The organism is Nocardia sp. NPDC051832, assembly GCF_040681285.1.
Taxonomy (GTDB): domain Bacteria; phylum Actinomycetota; class Actinomycetes; order Mycobacteriales; family Mycobacteriaceae; genus Nocardia.
Genome location: NZ_JBFAYL010000004.1, coordinates 191,487 through 205,600, shown reverse-complemented (window position 1 = coordinate 205,600; position 14,114 = coordinate 191,487). Strand labels below are relative to the sequence as shown.

Sequence of the window (14,114 nt, the reverse complement as noted above, 5' to 3'; positions counted from 1 at the left end):
GGTCGCATGACCGCGCCCGCTCTAGCGTCGAAATCATGACGACAGCAGCCAATCGGGCCCTCGTGCGCACCGTTTTCGACCAGCTCGCACAAGGCAACACCCGCGCGCTGGGCGACGCCCTGGCCGATGACTGCCGCTGGACCTTCCCGGGCAATTGGTCCTGGTCGGCGACGTGGCAGCCGAAAAAACAAGTCCTGCACGGCCTCCTGCGGCCACTGCTGACCCAGCTCGGCAACGCCTACCGCATGGAAGCCGACATGCTGCTCGCCGACGGCGACCACGTCGTGGTCCAGGCCCGCGGCTACGGCGTCACCGTCGACGGCCACGACTACCACCAGACCTACTGCTTTATTTTCCGCCTGGCCGGCGGCCGCATCGTCGAGGTGCTCGAGCACTGCGACACCGCCTTGGTGGAACGAGTCCTGAAACCGGTTGCGGCGAAAGCGAACTGAGTGCCGCCCCGATAATCGGCAGGATGTCAAGCACGAGTCCCGGTTGGCCGCTTCGAAGGGCGTTTTATAACGCGTTCTATTAGCCTTAATTCATGGAAAGACTGTCTGGTTACGACTCCACCTTCCTTTTCTTCGAAACCCCGACTCAGCATCAGCACTTCGTAGGTCTCACGATTTTGAATCCGGACACCGAAGGTGCGAACTACTCGTTCGAATCCTTCAAATCGGAGCTGCGACGACGGCTGCCACTTGTGCCACAGTTTCGCAAACGGGTGTACGAAGTGCCGTTCAAACTCGGCCGGCCGGTGTGGGCGGATGACCCGGACTTCGACATCGACAACCACATCCGGCGCGTGCAGGCGCCGACGCCGTGCGGGCAGCGGGAACTGGCCGCGCTCGTCGCGGAAGCGGCCGGGTCACCGATGCGCCGCGATCGGCCGCTGTGGGAGTGGCTCATCGTGGAGGGACTGGACGACGGGCGAGTAGCGCTGATCCAGAAGTACCAGCATTCGATGATGGACGGCTCGACCGGTTCGGAGATCCGGATGCACACCTGTGAACTCGAGCCGGGGGTGCACAAGGAGGTGCCGGCCGACACCTGGGAACCCGAGCCGACCCCGACCGGAGCGCAGCTGCTCCGCGGGGCGCTGCGCAGCATCCCCGCCAAGGTGCGATTCTTCGCACTCCTCGCCGCCACCCTCCGGATCCTCGCCGGGGGCTTCGTCCGGCGCATGCGCACGCCGCGGGCCGATCGGATCTCGATGAAGGCGCCGCGGGCGCCGTGGAACCGCGCGATCTCGGCCGAGCGTTCGGTCTCGTTCGTCAAGACCGATCTCGCCGAGGTGAAGGAGATCAAGAACGCCTTCGGCGTGAAGGTCAACGACGTGGTGCTCGCGGTCGTCGGCGGCGTGCTGCGCCGGTATCTGGAGAAGCACGCCGCGCTGCCGGAGCTGTCCCTGGTCGCCACGGTGCCGATCAACGGCCACCAGGTCAGCCAGCTCGACGACGTCATCAACCAGAACGGGGTGATGCGGTCCACCCTCGGCACCGACCTCGCCGATCCGGTGCAGCGCCTGCACCGCGTCGCGGCGAGCACCCAGCGCGCGAAATCGGCTTATGTCGGCATCGATTTCCTGCTGACCTGGGCCGAGTACTTCCCGGCGAACTTCCTCAATCTGGTGACGCGCGTCGTTTCCAGCTGGCGGGTGGCCGATCGCGTCTCGATGTCGGGTCCGCAGAACCTGACCGTCTCCAACGTCCCCGGCTGGTTCGCCCCGCTCTACGTCTTCGGCCTGCGGATCGAGGCCAGCTACCCGTTCGCACAGGTCATGCACGGCAACGGGCTGCTCGCGGCGGTGCTGTCCAACAACGGTGACATGGACTGGGGTTTCATCGCCTGCAAAGACCTGATGCCCGACATCGAGGAACTCGCCGAATCGGTGCCCCTCGAGCTCGCCGATCTGCTCGCGGCCGCTCGTGCGCTGACCTAGCCCCCAAATCCGGGGGTTCCCCTTGTCTTTCGGCCCAACTCAGACGGTCGTACAGTGCTGATATGCCCGATCAAGCGGACGAAGACCACATGCTCTCGCTCGCCGCACAGCTATGTTTCGCCCTCTACTCCACCTCGCGGTCGATGACGGCGGTCTACCGGCCGCATCTGGACGCCATGACGATCACCTATCCGCAATACCTGGCGCTGCTCGCGCTGTGGGAGCGGCCGGGCATGACGATGAAGGAGCTCGGCGAGCAATTGCGCCTGGACTACGGCACCGTCTCGCCGTTGATCCAGCGCCTGACCGAGCACGGCCTGGTGGAGAGCGTGCGCAATCCGAACGACCGGCGGGCCGTTCAATTGCGCGCGACCCCAGCGGGTCTCGCGCTACAGCAGCGCGCGAAGGAAATGATCGACAAGGTGTTCTCCGAGATCGCGTGGCCGGTGGATGACCTCGTGCGGCTCCGAGACCAGGTCATCGCCCTGGGCGAGCGTCTGGACGCGGTCGTCGCGGAGCGCTCGGAATCTTGACTTCGGGCCGGCGTGGGCAGATTCACGGATTTCTGTGAGTTAGCCGACGCTTTCGGTGGTACTCCGGGGGTGTGGTTACCCGGCGCCGACAGGAAGGGAGGGTTCCTCGGATGACAGCGAGGCATGCCCCTGTGCCCGAGCCGCTGCCATCCAAGGACCAGTTGCTGGCCGCATTGCGCGGCCACTATCTGCTCGGCCCGCTGTGCACTCAGGCCTATGGTCTGGCGGAGTTGCACCGGCAGCGCCGGGACCGACCCGACCGCTCAGCGGATATCGACCAGAGCCGTACCGAATTGATCGAGGAGATCGACGATTGGGCCGACTGGGCGCTGCCCGATCCCCATCCGGGGGCCCGGATGACCCCGGACCGCCTGGGCCTGGTGATCGACCGGATGGCCGACGCCTCCGAGTACGCCTTCCGTTTGCTGATGACGATCGATCCGGGCAGTCACGAGATGCACGCGGCCTGGACCCGGCTCGCCGAACTCGAGATCGCGTACGGCGAGTTGTCCGCGGGGCTGCTGTCGGGGCATCGGCGCCTGCCGCGCGGGCAGGCGCACGCCTCCAGCAGCCGTTGACGGGTCAGTGCGCCACCGGTTCGGCGAGGGACCGCCGGGCGTAGGCGCGGACATCGGCGTCGCTGTCCTCGGTGGCCCGCCGCAGCGCGGCTCGCACCGCGTCGTCGTCCGGCCAGGTGGCCAGGGCGAGCACCGCCGCCTTGCGAACGTCGAGGTGCGGATCATCCAGCGCGCCGTCCAGTGCCGGGACCGCGGCCCCGGGGTCCGCGCCCGCCAGCCCGCGGGCCGCGCCGACCCGCACCTGCCAGGCCGAATCCCGCAGTGCGGTGGTCAGTTCGGTCAAGTCGGCGGCCTCGGAGCCGAGCGCGCCGAACGCGGCCAGCGCGGCGGCGCGTACCAGCGGGTCCCGGTCGGCGGCGAGGTCGCGGACGACCTCGTTGCCGCCGTCGCCGATCGCCGAAAGACCCTGGGCGACAACGATGCGCACCTCACGATTGGCGTCCCGGGCGGCCGCGGCCACACCGTGCCGGTCGTCCAGCGAGACCAGCGCCCGCACGGCTTCGATGCGGACTCGATGATCCGCATCGGCCAGGGCGGCGGTGAATTGCGCCGCGCTACCGGACTTCAGGGCGCGCAGCAGATCGACGACGGTCGCCCGGACGATCGGATCGGCCGAGCCGAGATGGTCGGCCAACCCCGCCGCGGCGGGCAGCACCTCGACGAGTTCGCGCAGCCCCTCGGTGGCCGTCCGGCGCACGGCGGGCGCGGGATCGCCCAAGGCCCGCACCAGGATCGGCGCGAAACCCTCCGGAGTGTTCTCGGTGAGCACCCCGATCGCGGCCACCCGCACCTGCGGGTCCGGATCGGCCAGGTAGTCCGAAAGATCCGGCACCGTGGGCGAATCCAGCGCCAGCAAGCCGACCAGCCGTGGTGACGGGGGAGCGACCGGCTCCCGGCGCGCCTGCGGCGCCGCCGACGCCTGCGGGGCGCGCTGCCCGACCAGTTCGGGCTGTTCGACCGCGAGCACGGTGCTGTCGGCGCTGGGCAGGTCGTCCAGGCCGGGCACCGGCACGAGATACGGCGCCACCGGCCGCTTGCGGAATTCCATTGCGCCCGCGGCGTTCTTGCGCAGATTCAGGTGGTAGCGCCACTGCTGGTCGTCCCGCTCGGGGAGGTCCGCGCGTTCGTGATAGAGCCCCCATCGCGATTCGGTGCGGGTGAGTGAGCTGCGCGCCGCCATCTCGGCGCAGTCCCGGATGAAGGAGACCTCGGCGGCCCGCATCAGCTCGTGCGGTGTGCGCGCGCCGATCCCGGCGACATCGCCGTGCATCCGCTCGAAGGTTTCCACCGCGATCGACAGCTTGGCGGCGGTCTTCGGCGGCGCCACATAGTCGTTGACGAAGCGGCGCAGCTTGTACTCGACCTGTGGCTGCGGCGGGCCGTCCGGGTTGCGCAGCGGCCGGTAGATCAGATCGTGCGCGGCGGCGAGCTGGTCCTGCGGCAGCGCGTCCGGCGCGGCGACCTCGGCGAGGGTTCCCGCCGCGTGCGCGCCCGCGAGATCACCGAAGACGAACGCGCCGATCATGTAGTTGTGCGGCACGCAGGCCAGGTCGCCGGCGGCGTAGAGGCCGGGCACCGTGGTGCGGGCGTTCTCGTCGACCCACACGCCCGACGCGGAATGCCCGCCGCACAAGCCGATCTCGGAGATGTGCATCTCGATGTCGTGGGTGCGGTAGTCGTGCCCGCGGTTGGCGTGGAAGGTGCCGCGGGTAGGTCGTTCGGTGGTGTGCAGGATGCCCTCGAGGGTGTCGAGGGTCTCCTCCGGCAGGTGCGAGACCTTCAGATAGATAGGGCCGCGAGCGGATTCGATCTCGCGCTTGACCTCGGCCATCATCTGCCCCGACCAGTAGTCGGAGTCGACGAAGCGCTCCCCGTGCGCGTTGACCTGATAGCCGCCGAACGGGTTGGCGACATAGGCGCACGCGGGTCCGTTGTAGTCCTTGATCAGCGGGTTGATCTGGAAGCACTCGATCCCCGACAACTCCGCGCCCGCGTGGTATGCCATGGCGTATCCGTCGCCCGCGTTCGTCGGATTCTCGTACGTGCCATACAGATAACCCGAGGCGGGCAGGCCGAGGCGGCCGCACGGACCGGTGGCCAGGATCACCGCCTTCGCGCCGACGGCGACGAATTCGCCGGTGCGCGTATTCAATGCGGCCGCTCCGATGGCACGGCCGCCCTCGGTGAGCACCCGCACCGGCATCAGCCGATTCTCGATCTGGATCTTCTCGCGCATCTTCCGTTGCCGCAGTACGCGATACAGCGCCTTCTTCACGTCCTTGCCCTCGGGCATGGGCAGCACGTACGACCCGGAACGATGCACCCGGCGCACCGCGTACTCGCCGTACTCGTCCTTCTCGAACTTCACCCCGTAGCGCTCCAGCCGCTGCACCATGGCGAAACCGCGGGTCGCGGTCTGGTAGACGGTGCGCTGGTCGACGATGCCGTCGTTGGCGCGGGTGATCTCGGCGACGTAGTCCTCGGGTTCGGCCTTGCCCGGGATGACGGCATTGTTGACGCCGTCCATGCCCATGGCGAGCGCGCCGGAATGCCGCACGTGCGCTTTCTCCAGCAGCAGCACGTTCGCGCCCGCCTCGGCGGCGGTGAGCGCGGCCATGGTGCCCGCCGTACCGCCGCCGATGACCAGGACATCGCAGTCCAGGCGCGTGGTTTCGGCCAAATCAGGAATTTCCATCGGTGACAACAGCCTTCGGGGTCAGCGGGCGGCGATCTCGGACTGGCCGAGCGCGGCGATGATCTCGGCGCGCGCGGCGGAGCGATCGACGCCCGGGGTACGGGGACGCGGCACCTCGAGCAGGGCGCGCAGCGGCTGACCGGCGCGGCCGAGCACGGCCACCCGGTCGCCCAGCAGCAGCGCCTCGTCGACATCGTGGGTGACGAACAGGACGGTGCTCGGGTGCGTCTGCCAGGTCTGGATGAGCAGGCGCTGCATGGTGGCGCGGGTCTGGGTGTCCAGCGCGCCGAACGGTTCGTCCATCATCACCGCGCGCGGAGCGCCGGCCAGTCCGCGCGCCAGCTGCACGCGCTGGCGCATGCCGCCGGACAGGCTCTTGGGCAGGAAGTCGGCGAAGCCGGTGAGCCCGACCTCCTCGATCCACTGCTGCGCCCGCTCGCGCCGCGCGGCGCGCGCGGCTAGGGCGGCCCGCAGCCCGGAGGCGGGCGCTTGCTCCCCTCGAAGCCGCAGCGCCAGTTCGATATTCGCGCGCACGGTGCGCCAGGGCAGCAGCGCGTTGTCCTGGAAGACCACCGCCCGGTCCCGGTCGGTGCCGGTGATCGCGACGTCGTCGGCGAAAACACCACCGGAGTCCGGGCGCAGCAGTCCGGCCAGCGCGCGCAGCACCGTGGACTTGCCGCAGCCCGACGGTCCGGTGAGGATCAGGATCTCACCCGGCCGCACGTCGAGCGTGAGGTCGGCGATCACGGGTGCGCCGCCGTAGGACAGATGCGCCCGGTCCAGGCGCAGATGCGTGCCGATGCCGGTCATTTCGAAACCTCCTGGACTCGCGGCAGCCAGCGGGTGGCGCGGCGGCCGATCACTTCGACCGCGGCGGAGGTGGTGTAGCCGAGTACGCCGATGGTGATGATGCCGACGAATACGCCGGGATAGTCGACGATGGTGTACGCCTGCCAGGTGCGGTAGCCGACACCGAGGCGGCCCGAGATCATCTCCGCGGAGACCACGCAGATCCAGGCCACGCCGATGCCGACCGACAAGCCGCCGAACACGCCGGGCAGACTGCCGGGCAACACCACTCGCCACAGCACGTCCCAGCGGCTGCCGCCGAGGGTGCGCACCGAGTCCTCCCAGAGCGTCGGCAACGCGCGCACCGCATGCCTGGTGGACACCATCACGGGGAAGTAGGCCGCGACGAAGGTGATGAAGACGATGCCGGCCTCGTCACTGGGGAACAGCAGGATCGCCACCGGCACAATGGCGATGGCCGGGATCGGCCGCGCCAGTTCGGTGAGCGGCCCGATGGTGTCGGCGAACCACCGCGAACGGCCCAGCGCCACACCGGTGCTCACGCCGAGCGCCGCGGCCAGTCCGAACCCGGTGAGGATCCGGATCAGTGACTGACCGAGATCCAGATAGAAGGTCTCGGTGCCCAGCTGCGTCCGGAAGGCCCGGACGATCTCGGTGACGGTCGGCAGCGTGTCGAAGCGCACCCAGAGCCGGAGGTCGTTGGCGGTCACGAACTGCCACACCGCGATCGCGGCGAGCACCGCGGCGACGCGGACGATCCGGGACCGCCACACCGCCCGTCCGGCGCGGGGCCGGGCTTCGGCCGCCGCCGTGTCGGCGACCGGCGCCGCTTCGAGATCCAGGACGGCGGCCGTACTCATACTCGCACCTCGGTGACGGCCTGTTCGAACCCGACGGTGACACCCGAGGGATGCTGGGCCAGGTAGCGCCCGGCCGCGGCGGCCGTGGTGAAGGGCAGGTAGGTTTCGCCGTCGCGCACCCAGATCGCCTTGTCCGCGAACCAGCGAGTGCCGAGTTCGGCGTCGGGCACATACCCCACGCGCACCGACTTGCCCTGCGCCCGGCCCTGTTTGACAGCGCGCAGCAGGCTCGTCGGATCGGCGGCCGGTTGGGTCGAAGCCTGGCCGTCGAACCAGATCTCGCTGGCCAGTGCCGGATTGCCGACCGTCTGGTTGCTCACCGGATCGGTGCCCTTGACCAGCGACGGATTCGCGGTAGCGGCGAGCGCGGCCGCGTAGTCCTGCCCGCGTTCGGCGAAGGCCTTGCGGAGCGCGGTGTCGTCGACGAACTTGTCGATATCCAGTTCGGCGAAGTCGCCGATAGACTTCAGGTAGGTGACATCGCTTTTCAGCGTCTCCACCAGGCGCGATTTGACGGTGGCGTCGAAGGAGGTGCCGCCGGGGCCGTTGTAGAGGTACACGACCTCGGTCGGGAGGCCAGAGTTCTCGGCCACGATCTGGGCTGCCTCGAGGGGCTTGTCGTTGAGGAACTGGGTGGCATCCAGTTGCGCTTGCAGGAACGCATCGAGGACCTCCGGATGCTTGGCGGAGTAATCGCGGCGCGCTACCACCGCGTGAAAGGTGGGCACGTTCAGTTCGGCGCCGTCGTAGAGCAGCTTGGCCTTGTCCTGGAAGACCAGCAGGCCGGGCCAGGCCACGAACTGCGAAAGACCCTGCACCTGACCCGATTCCAGTGCGGACGCGCCGATCTGCGGTTGCTGGTTGAGTACTTCGACGCCGGTCTTGGGATCGATGCCGGCCCGGGTCAGCGCCTGCACCAGCGTGCCGTGCCCGGCCGAACCGACACTCGCGGAAACCTTCTGCCCGGCCAGGTCGGCGAGGGTGCGCGCGGGCGAATTCGGCGCCACCACAACCATGTTCAGCGCGCCCCTGGGGTTGTAGCCGGTCACCGACACCAGGGCGGTCCGGGCGCGCTCGCTGGCCTGGGTGCGGGAACCGTTGATCAGCACCGGGTAGTCGCCCATGGAGCCGATGTCGATCTTCTCCGCCACCATCTGCGCGGTGATCGGCGCACCGGTGTCGTAGTCCTGCCACTCGACCTGGTACTTGGCGCCGCCGATCCGGTTCAGCCGCTGCTCCAGGAAACCCTTGGCACGCAACAGTGTTCCGGCGGTGACGGTGTTGATGGTCTTGGACTGGTAGCCGACGACCACCTTGACGGTGTCGCCGGCGGTCGCCTGCTCCAGCGAGCAGCCGGTCAGGGCGAGCGCGGCGGCGAGCAGGACGGGGGCGAAAGGCGTTCTCTTCATGGGTCTTTCCGGGTTCAGCGCAGCAGATAGGGCATGTTGACGGTGACGGCCCCGGTGGGGCAGCGGGCCGCGCACGGGCCGCAGTACCAGCACTCGTCGACGTGCATGAAGGCCTTGCCGTTCTCGGGGTTGATGGCAAGGGAATCCAGCGGGCAGATCTCGACGCACAGCGTGCAGCCCTGGATACACAGCGATTCGTCGATGGTGACGGGGATATCGGCACGCTGATTCGCGAGCGCCATCAGATGACCTTCCATTCGGGATTGGTGCGGGTCAGGTTGCCGCGCATGGTGATTCGGTCGCCGCGCATCCGGATGAACTCCAGGTCCACCGGGGCGCCGTCGTCGAGGCGGGTCAGCCGCTCCAGCATCAGCAGCGGCGCGGCGGCCGGGACGTCGAGGGTGGCGGCGGTGTGCGGGTCGGCGGCGACGGCCTCCATGGACAGGTCGGCCGAGCCCAGGCGCTGTCCGCTGATCTGCTCGAGCAACACGAAGATGTCGGTGGTTTCCAGGTCGTGGTCGAGCACCTGGGCGCCGATCTCGGGGGTGAGGTAGGTCAGATCGAGGCTCAGCGGCAGGTCGGCGAGGTAGCGCAGCCGCTCCAGGTAGACCACCCGGGCGCCCGGCTCGAGGCCCAGCCGGCGGGCGACCGCCGGCGGTGCGCTGATCCGCATGGCGGCGCGCACCTCGTTGCGAACGGTGCCGTGGCCCTGGAAGGTCTCTTGTAAGCCGAGCAGGGCGTCCAGGCCGTGGTCGTATTTCTTGGCGGCGACGCGGGTGCCGACTTTGGGCAGGCGGTCGATCAGGCCCTCGTCCTTGAGCAGCGCCAGCGCTTCGCGCACGGTGTTGCGGGAGGCGTCGTGCTCGGCGGCGAGCTGCTGTTCGGTGGGCAGCACGTCGTCGAAGGCGCCCGCGTGGATCTGGTGACGCACCAGATCGGCCACGCGGCGCGCCTGGTCGGCGCGGAGCCGGCGCACCGGCGCGGGTGCTCTCTGATCGTCCTGTGGGTCGCTGACCTGCATGAACAGTGACGATAGTGGGGTTTGGAGGGCCCGCTCGCCGCCACGAGCGGGCCACTCTGCCCACCACTCTCAATGCGCCGGTTCGGTCTCGGCGCTACCTGGGGAAATGGCGGTGCGCCGGGGCTTTACGCCACCTCGCCGGGGGTGGTGGGAGTTCGGATCACGGGGATTCCAATGACCTAGAACCAGGAGTCGCGCATCTCCAGCGTGGTGCGATCGCCGGCGGCGAGCAGATCCAATTGCGGGGCGGTCTTGGGCAGTTCATAGGCGAAGAAGTACCGTGCGGCGGCCCGTTTGCCCGCGTAGAAGTCGCCCTCCCGGCCCTCGGCGGCGAGCAGCTGCTCCAGCCAGATCCACGCGACGACGTGATGACCGAACGCCTCCAGATACACCGTGGCCTGGGCCATCGCGGCGGCCGGATCGGCGAACAGGGCGACGGTGACGCTCAGCAGCCGCTGCCACGACGTCTCCAGCTGCGCGCCGAATTCCGCGGCCGGACCACCGATCTCGGTGGCCGCGCGCACGGTGCTGGTGATCCGCTCGGTGAGCAGCCGCAGGCTCGCGCCGTCGTGCTGGACCACCTTGCGGCCCAGCAGATCCAGGCCCTGGATGCCGTGCGTGCCCTCGTGGATCGGGTTCAGGCGATTGTCGCGGTAGTGCTGTTCGACGTCGTATTCGCGGGTGTAGCCGTAGCCGCCGTGCACCTGGATGGCGAGGTTGTTGGCTTCCAGGCACCACTGCGACGGCCAGCTTTTCGCGACGCCGGTGAGGATCTCGAGCAGCAGGGTGTGCTCGCGCGCCCGGTCCGGGTCGGTCGCGGTGCGGGCCAGGTCGACCAGGCGGTTGCAGTACAGCAGCAGCGCGAGCGCGCCCTCGGCGTACGCCTTCTGCGCCAGCAGCATGCGTTTGACGTCGGCGTGCTCGATGATCGGGATCTGCGGGGCCGCGGGGTCTTTCGCGGTGACCGCGCGACCTTGGTGCCGTTGCCGGGCGTAGTCCAGGGACTTCAGGTAGCCGGTGTAGCCGAGCGCGGTCGCGCCCAGGCCGACGCCGAGCCGGGCCTCGTTCATCATGTGGAACATGTAGGACAGCCCGCTGTGCGGTTCGCCGACCAGGTAGCCGACCGCGCCGGGCGCGCCGTCCGGATTGTGCTTGCCCTCACCGAAGTTCAGCACCGTGTTGGTGGTGCCGCGGTAGCCCATCTTGTGGTTCAGGCCCGCCAGCGCCACGTCGTTGCGCGGGCCGAGCGAACCGTCTGCGGCGACCAGGTACTTCGGCACCACGAACAGCGAGATGCCCTTGGTGCCGGCCGGTCCGCCGGGGATCTTGGCCAGCACCAGGTGCACGATGTTCTCGGTGAGCTCGTGATCGCCGCCGGAGATCCACATCTTGGATCCGAACAGCCGGTAGGTGCCGTCCAGCTGCGGTTCCGCGCGGGTGACGAGGTCGGCCAGCGAGGATCCGGCCTGCGGCTCGGACAGGCACATGGTGCCGGTGAACCGGCCCTCCAGCATCGGCCGCACGAACCGCTGGACCTGGTCGGGGGTGCCGTGTGCGGCCAGCAGGTTGGCGTTGCCGACGGTCAGGAACAGATAGCCGGTGGTGCCCACGTTCGCGGCCTGGAAGAACCCGAACCCGGCGGCCTCCACGGTCGCGGGCAGTTGCAGCCCGCCGATCTCCGCGTCCATCGCCGCGCCGATCAGGTTCGCCTTGGTGAACGCCTCGACCGCCGCTTTCACCTCCGGGATCAGGGTGACGCGTTCGCCGTCGAAACTCGGTTCATTGGCGTCGCCGAGCTTGTTGTGCGGGGCGAAGTACCGGGTGGCGAGGTCCTCGCAGAGCTCCAGGAACCCGTCGAAGGTCTCCCGCGAATGCTCCTCGAACCGGGGCAACTCGGTCAGCTCCTGGACCCGCAGCCATTCGTAGAGCAGGAACTCCAGGTCCCTGCGGGAGAGCAACATCGAACGCACGGGCAATCCTCTCGCACTGTATCCAGCCCCGGTGTCGGGCTAATTTGATACGTTACTACGTTCGTGTCGCCAATGGGCGTGGGGATCCCCAGCCGCTCAGCGCGGGCCGTAGGTGTTGAGGAACAGCGTCGGCCCGTCCAGGTCGCCGCGCGCCGAGAGATCGGTGATCGCGGCGAAAGCCTTTGCCGTGTAGACCGTTTCGAGATGCAAGCCGACCATGTTGGCGCGGTCGCGGGCCGCGATCGCGGAGAGGGTCTCGTGGCCGTAGCCGGGGCCGAGCCAGTCGCGCAGCATGGTCACGTCCTCGGGGACCAGGCCGGTGGGCTCGAACTGGGCGCCGCGCTCGCGCAGCACCGCTTCGGCGCGGGTCGCGAGGTCGACGATGTGCTTGGCCGCCAGCGGAAGGGTGTCGTTGACGACGATGCCGAGCACGCGGGTGCGCAGGCCCGCCAGGCGCAGGCCGAGCGCCAGCCCCGCGGCCGTGCCGCCGGAGCCGACGGCGGTGACGAGATGGGCCGGTTCGGGCAGGTCGCCGGCGTGCACCTGGGCGGCGAGTTCCAGCGCGGCCTCGACATAACCGAGGGCGCCGATCGGTGAGGAGCCGCCCACGGGCAGGTAATGGGGGAGCTTGGCGCCGGAGGAGTGCCGCAGCATCAGCCAGGGTGCGGTGAGGATGGTGCGGAGCTTGGAGCGCGTGTGGTGCAGGGTCGCGCCGGAGGCTTCGAGGCGTTCGAGCTGCGCGCGCACGTGGTCGTCTTCGGGCTGGTCGACCAGCGCCAGCGCGATATCCAAGCCGAGTTCGCGGCCGTAGAGGGCGGCGGCCAGACCCCAGTTGGTGCCGGTGCCGCCGACGGTGACGATGGTTTTGGTGCCGCGCCGTTGCGCGTCGGGTAGCAGCCATTCCAGTTTGCGGATCTTGTTGCCGCCCCAGCCCCCGGACCCGTAGACGCTTTCGTCCTTGCACCACACCGGGATTCGGATGCCGAGCGGCAGTTCCCGGACCGGAGTCGGGGTGTCGCCGAGGCGGAGAAACGGAAGCTCCGGCGCTACCTCGGGAAAGCGCTGGTGCAGTAGGGAATCCGTCAACGTTCCTCCTTCAAGCCGCGTCGCTGGAGAATCTATACGACGGAGCTCCGCGACCCCGGCGCGCGCTATGGGTGGTGCGGGCGCCGGGGTAGCGGGCGCCGGGATTGATGAGGGAGATCCCGGCGCAGTGTCCCATCCTGGACCCCGGAGGTCCCCCGGGTGTGCGGTTCGCCCGCATTAGGGGAAAAATCCGGGATCCATTGGGGGATCAGGTGAGCAGCTGATCCAATCGAGCCACGCAGACCGCGGACAGATCGCCCATGCCGAGATGGCTGGACATGCGCAGCAGCGGCACCGACAGGGTGATCGCGCACAGGATCTCGTTGAACCGCAGATTCCGCACCGGCCAGCCGGTGACGGTCTCGTATCGCGCGATCGCCTCCTCGCGGCCGGGTGTGCCCGGCAACCGCGCGCGGCCCTGGAAGTCGCTGCTCAGCCAGTCGGTGAACAGCAGCCAGGCCAGGTCGAACTCGTGGTCGCCGAGATGAGCGATCTCCCAGTCGAGCACGCCGAGCACCGCGAGGTCCCCGCCGTACAGGATGTTCGACAGCCGCGCGTCACCCCAGCACAGGGTGACGTGCTCGGCCTGATAGCGATGCTCCCGCAACCAGGTCAGCGCCCGTTCGATGGTGGGCGCGGGGTTGGTGGCGGCCCAGTGCACAGCCCAGTCGAGATAATTGATCGCCTGCTCGACGGGGTCGGCCCCGAGCTGGTCCATCCGCAGGAAATCCAGGCGCAGCGCCGCCGGGTCCAGCTGATGTATCCGCGCCATGGTGTCGAGGCAGTGCCACCAGATCGTGGTGCGATCCTCGGGTTTCGCGTCGTAGTACATCCCGGATTCGTGATAGGTCGGCACGTCACTGGGTGTGCTGCCGCCGTCGATGCGGTCCATCACGAAATACGGGGTGCCCAGGGCGGTGTCGTCCGGCTCGATCCAGCGCACCTCCGGCACCGGAAGGCCGGTCCCCGCAAGACGTTTCATCACCAGGAACTGCCTGCGCAGGTCGTAGTCCGGGAACAACGACGCTTCCGGCGGCCGCCGGAACACCAAACCCGTTGTCGCGCCCTCGGCGTCGACGGCGTCGAACAGATAGGTTTCGGTGGCGAATCCCTGTTCGGCGCGCTTCCAGCCGGAAATCGCCGAGCCGGGGATGTGCTGCTGGACAATCGGTTCCAGGGCGGCCGGTAGTTCTTCCGGGCTGAGTCGCAT

13 protein-coding genes are annotated in these 14,114 nt (G+C 68.7%); 4 read left to right on the top strand and 9 right to left on the bottom strand.

Going from position 1 to position 14,114, the window contains the following annotated elements:
* Positions 1 to 35 precede the first annotated feature (35 nt).
* From AB0M14_RS26560 to AB0M14_RS26545, 4 genes are all read left to right on the top strand, one after another.
* Positions 36 to 452, top strand: coding sequence for a nuclear transport factor 2 family protein (locus AB0M14_RS26560; RefSeq protein ID WP_364999436.1), 417 nt, complete (start codon positions 36 to 38; stop codon positions 450 to 452).
* A 92-nt stretch (positions 453 to 544) separates the two neighbouring features.
* Positions 545 to 1,942, top strand: coding sequence for a wax ester/triacylglycerol synthase family O-acyltransferase (locus AB0M14_RS26555; RefSeq protein WP_364999434.1), 1,398 nt, complete (start codon positions 545 to 547; stop codon positions 1,940 to 1,942).
* A 62-nt stretch (positions 1,943 to 2,004) separates the two neighbouring features.
* A complete protein-coding gene (locus AB0M14_RS26550) occupies positions 2,005 to 2,475 on the top strand; it encodes a MarR family transcriptional regulator (protein WP_364999432.1) in 471 nt (156 codons plus the stop codon).
* A gap of 110 nt (positions 2,476 to 2,585) precedes the next feature.
* Positions 2,586 to 3,053, top strand: coding sequence for a hypothetical protein (locus tag AB0M14_RS26545; protein WP_364999430.1), 468 nt, complete (start codon positions 2,586 to 2,588; stop codon positions 3,051 to 3,053).
* Between the two features lie 4 nt (positions 3,054 to 3,057).
* Here AB0M14_RS26545 and AB0M14_RS26540 read toward each other — a convergent pair whose 3' ends face one another.
* The 9 genes from AB0M14_RS26540 to AB0M14_RS26500 all read right to left on the bottom strand — a co-directional run bounded on the left by AB0M14_RS26540 (position 3,058) and on the right by AB0M14_RS26500 (position 14,114).
* A complete protein-coding gene (locus AB0M14_RS26540; RefSeq protein ID WP_364999428.1) occupies positions 3,058 to 5,748 on the bottom strand; it encodes a fumarate reductase/succinate dehydrogenase flavoprotein subunit in 2,691 nt (896 codons plus the stop codon).
* A 21-nt stretch (positions 5,749 to 5,769) separates the two neighbouring features.
* Entirely contained in the window at positions 5,770 to 6,558 is a 789-nt protein-coding gene (locus tag AB0M14_RS26535; protein ID WP_364999427.1) for an ABC transporter ATP-binding protein, read from the bottom strand.
* Positions 6,555 to 7,418, bottom strand: a complete 864-nt coding sequence (locus AB0M14_RS26530) for an ABC transporter permease (RefSeq protein ID WP_364999425.1) — start codon at positions 7,416 to 7,418, stop codon at positions 6,555 to 6,557. Before AB0M14_RS26530 ends, AB0M14_RS26535 begins: the two co-directional genes overlap by 4 nt.
* The gene (locus tag AB0M14_RS26525) at positions 7,415 to 8,827 is read right to left on the bottom strand and encodes an ABC transporter substrate-binding protein (RefSeq protein WP_364999424.1); all 1,413 of its coding nucleotides are present in this window, start codon (positions 8,825 to 8,827) and stop codon (positions 7,415 to 7,417) included. Before AB0M14_RS26525 ends, AB0M14_RS26530 begins: the two co-directional genes overlap by 4 nt.
* Before the next feature lie 14 nt (positions 8,828 to 8,841).
* Complete coding sequence (locus AB0M14_RS26520; RefSeq protein ID WP_067844087.1) at positions 8,842 to 9,069, bottom strand: ferredoxin family protein; 228 nt, start codon at positions 9,067 to 9,069, stop codon at positions 8,842 to 8,844.
* Positions 9,069 to 9,848 (bottom strand): GntR family transcriptional regulator, encoded by a 780-nt coding sequence (locus tag AB0M14_RS26515; RefSeq protein WP_364999422.1) that lies wholly within the window; start codon positions 9,846 to 9,848, stop codon positions 9,069 to 9,071. The genes AB0M14_RS26520 and AB0M14_RS26515 overlap by 1 nt, the downstream gene beginning before the upstream one ends.
* A gap of 179 nt (positions 9,849 to 10,027) precedes the next feature.
* Positions 10,028 to 11,818, bottom strand: a complete 1,791-nt coding sequence (locus AB0M14_RS26510; protein WP_364999420.1) for an acyl-CoA dehydrogenase — start codon at positions 11,816 to 11,818, stop codon at positions 10,028 to 10,030.
* A gap of 96 nt (positions 11,819 to 11,914) precedes the next feature.
* On the bottom strand, positions 11,915 to 12,904 hold the full coding sequence (locus AB0M14_RS26505) for a pyridoxal-phosphate dependent enzyme (RefSeq protein WP_364999418.1): 990 nt from the start codon (positions 12,902 to 12,904) through the stop codon (positions 11,915 to 11,917).
* A 208-nt stretch (positions 12,905 to 13,112) separates the two neighbouring features.
* Entirely contained in the window at positions 13,113 to 14,114 is a 1,002-nt protein-coding gene (locus AB0M14_RS26500; RefSeq protein WP_364999416.1) for a phosphotransferase family protein, read from the bottom strand.

What these genes read in the sequence shown, in the direction of transcription:
- AB0M14_RS26560 (WP_364999436.1), top strand. Translation starts at nt 36, where the DNA reads ATGACGACAGCAGCCAATCGGGCCCTCGTGCGCACCGTTTTCGACCAG.
- AB0M14_RS26555 (WP_364999434.1), top strand. Translation starts at nt 545, where the DNA reads ATGGAAAGACTGTCTGGTTACGACTCCACCTTCCTTTTCTTCGAAACC.
- AB0M14_RS26550 (WP_364999432.1), top strand. Translation starts at nt 2,005, where the DNA reads ATGCCCGATCAAGCGGACGAAGACCACATGCTCTCGCTCGCCGCACAG.
- AB0M14_RS26545 (WP_364999430.1), top strand. Translation starts at nt 2,586, where the DNA reads ATGACAGCGAGGCATGCCCCTGTGCCCGAGCCGCTGCCATCCAAGGAC.
- AB0M14_RS26540 (WP_364999428.1), bottom strand. Translation starts at nt 5,748, where the DNA reads ATGGAAATTCCTGATTTGGCCGAAACCACGCGCCTGGACTGCGATGTC.
- AB0M14_RS26535 (WP_364999427.1), bottom strand. Translation starts at nt 6,558, where the DNA reads ATGACCGGCATCGGCACGCATCTGCGCCTGGACCGGGCGCATCTGTCC.
- AB0M14_RS26530 (WP_364999425.1), bottom strand. Translation starts at nt 7,418, where the DNA reads ATGAGTACGGCCGCCGTCCTGGATCTCGAAGCGGCGCCGGTCGCCGAC.
- AB0M14_RS26525 (WP_364999424.1), bottom strand. Translation starts at nt 8,827, where the DNA reads ATGAAGAGAACGCCTTTCGCCCCCGTCCTGCTCGCCGCCGCGCTCGCC.
- AB0M14_RS26520 (WP_067844087.1), bottom strand. Translation starts at nt 9,069, where the DNA reads ATGGCGCTCGCGAATCAGCGTGCCGATATCCCCGTCACCATCGACGAA.
- AB0M14_RS26515 (WP_364999422.1), bottom strand. Translation starts at nt 9,848, where the DNA reads ATGCAGGTCAGCGACCCACAGGACGATCAGAGAGCACCCGCGCCGGTG.
- AB0M14_RS26500 (WP_364999416.1), bottom strand. Translation starts at nt 14,114, where the DNA reads ATGCGACTCAGCCCGGAAGAACTACCGGCCGCCCTGGAACCGATTGTC.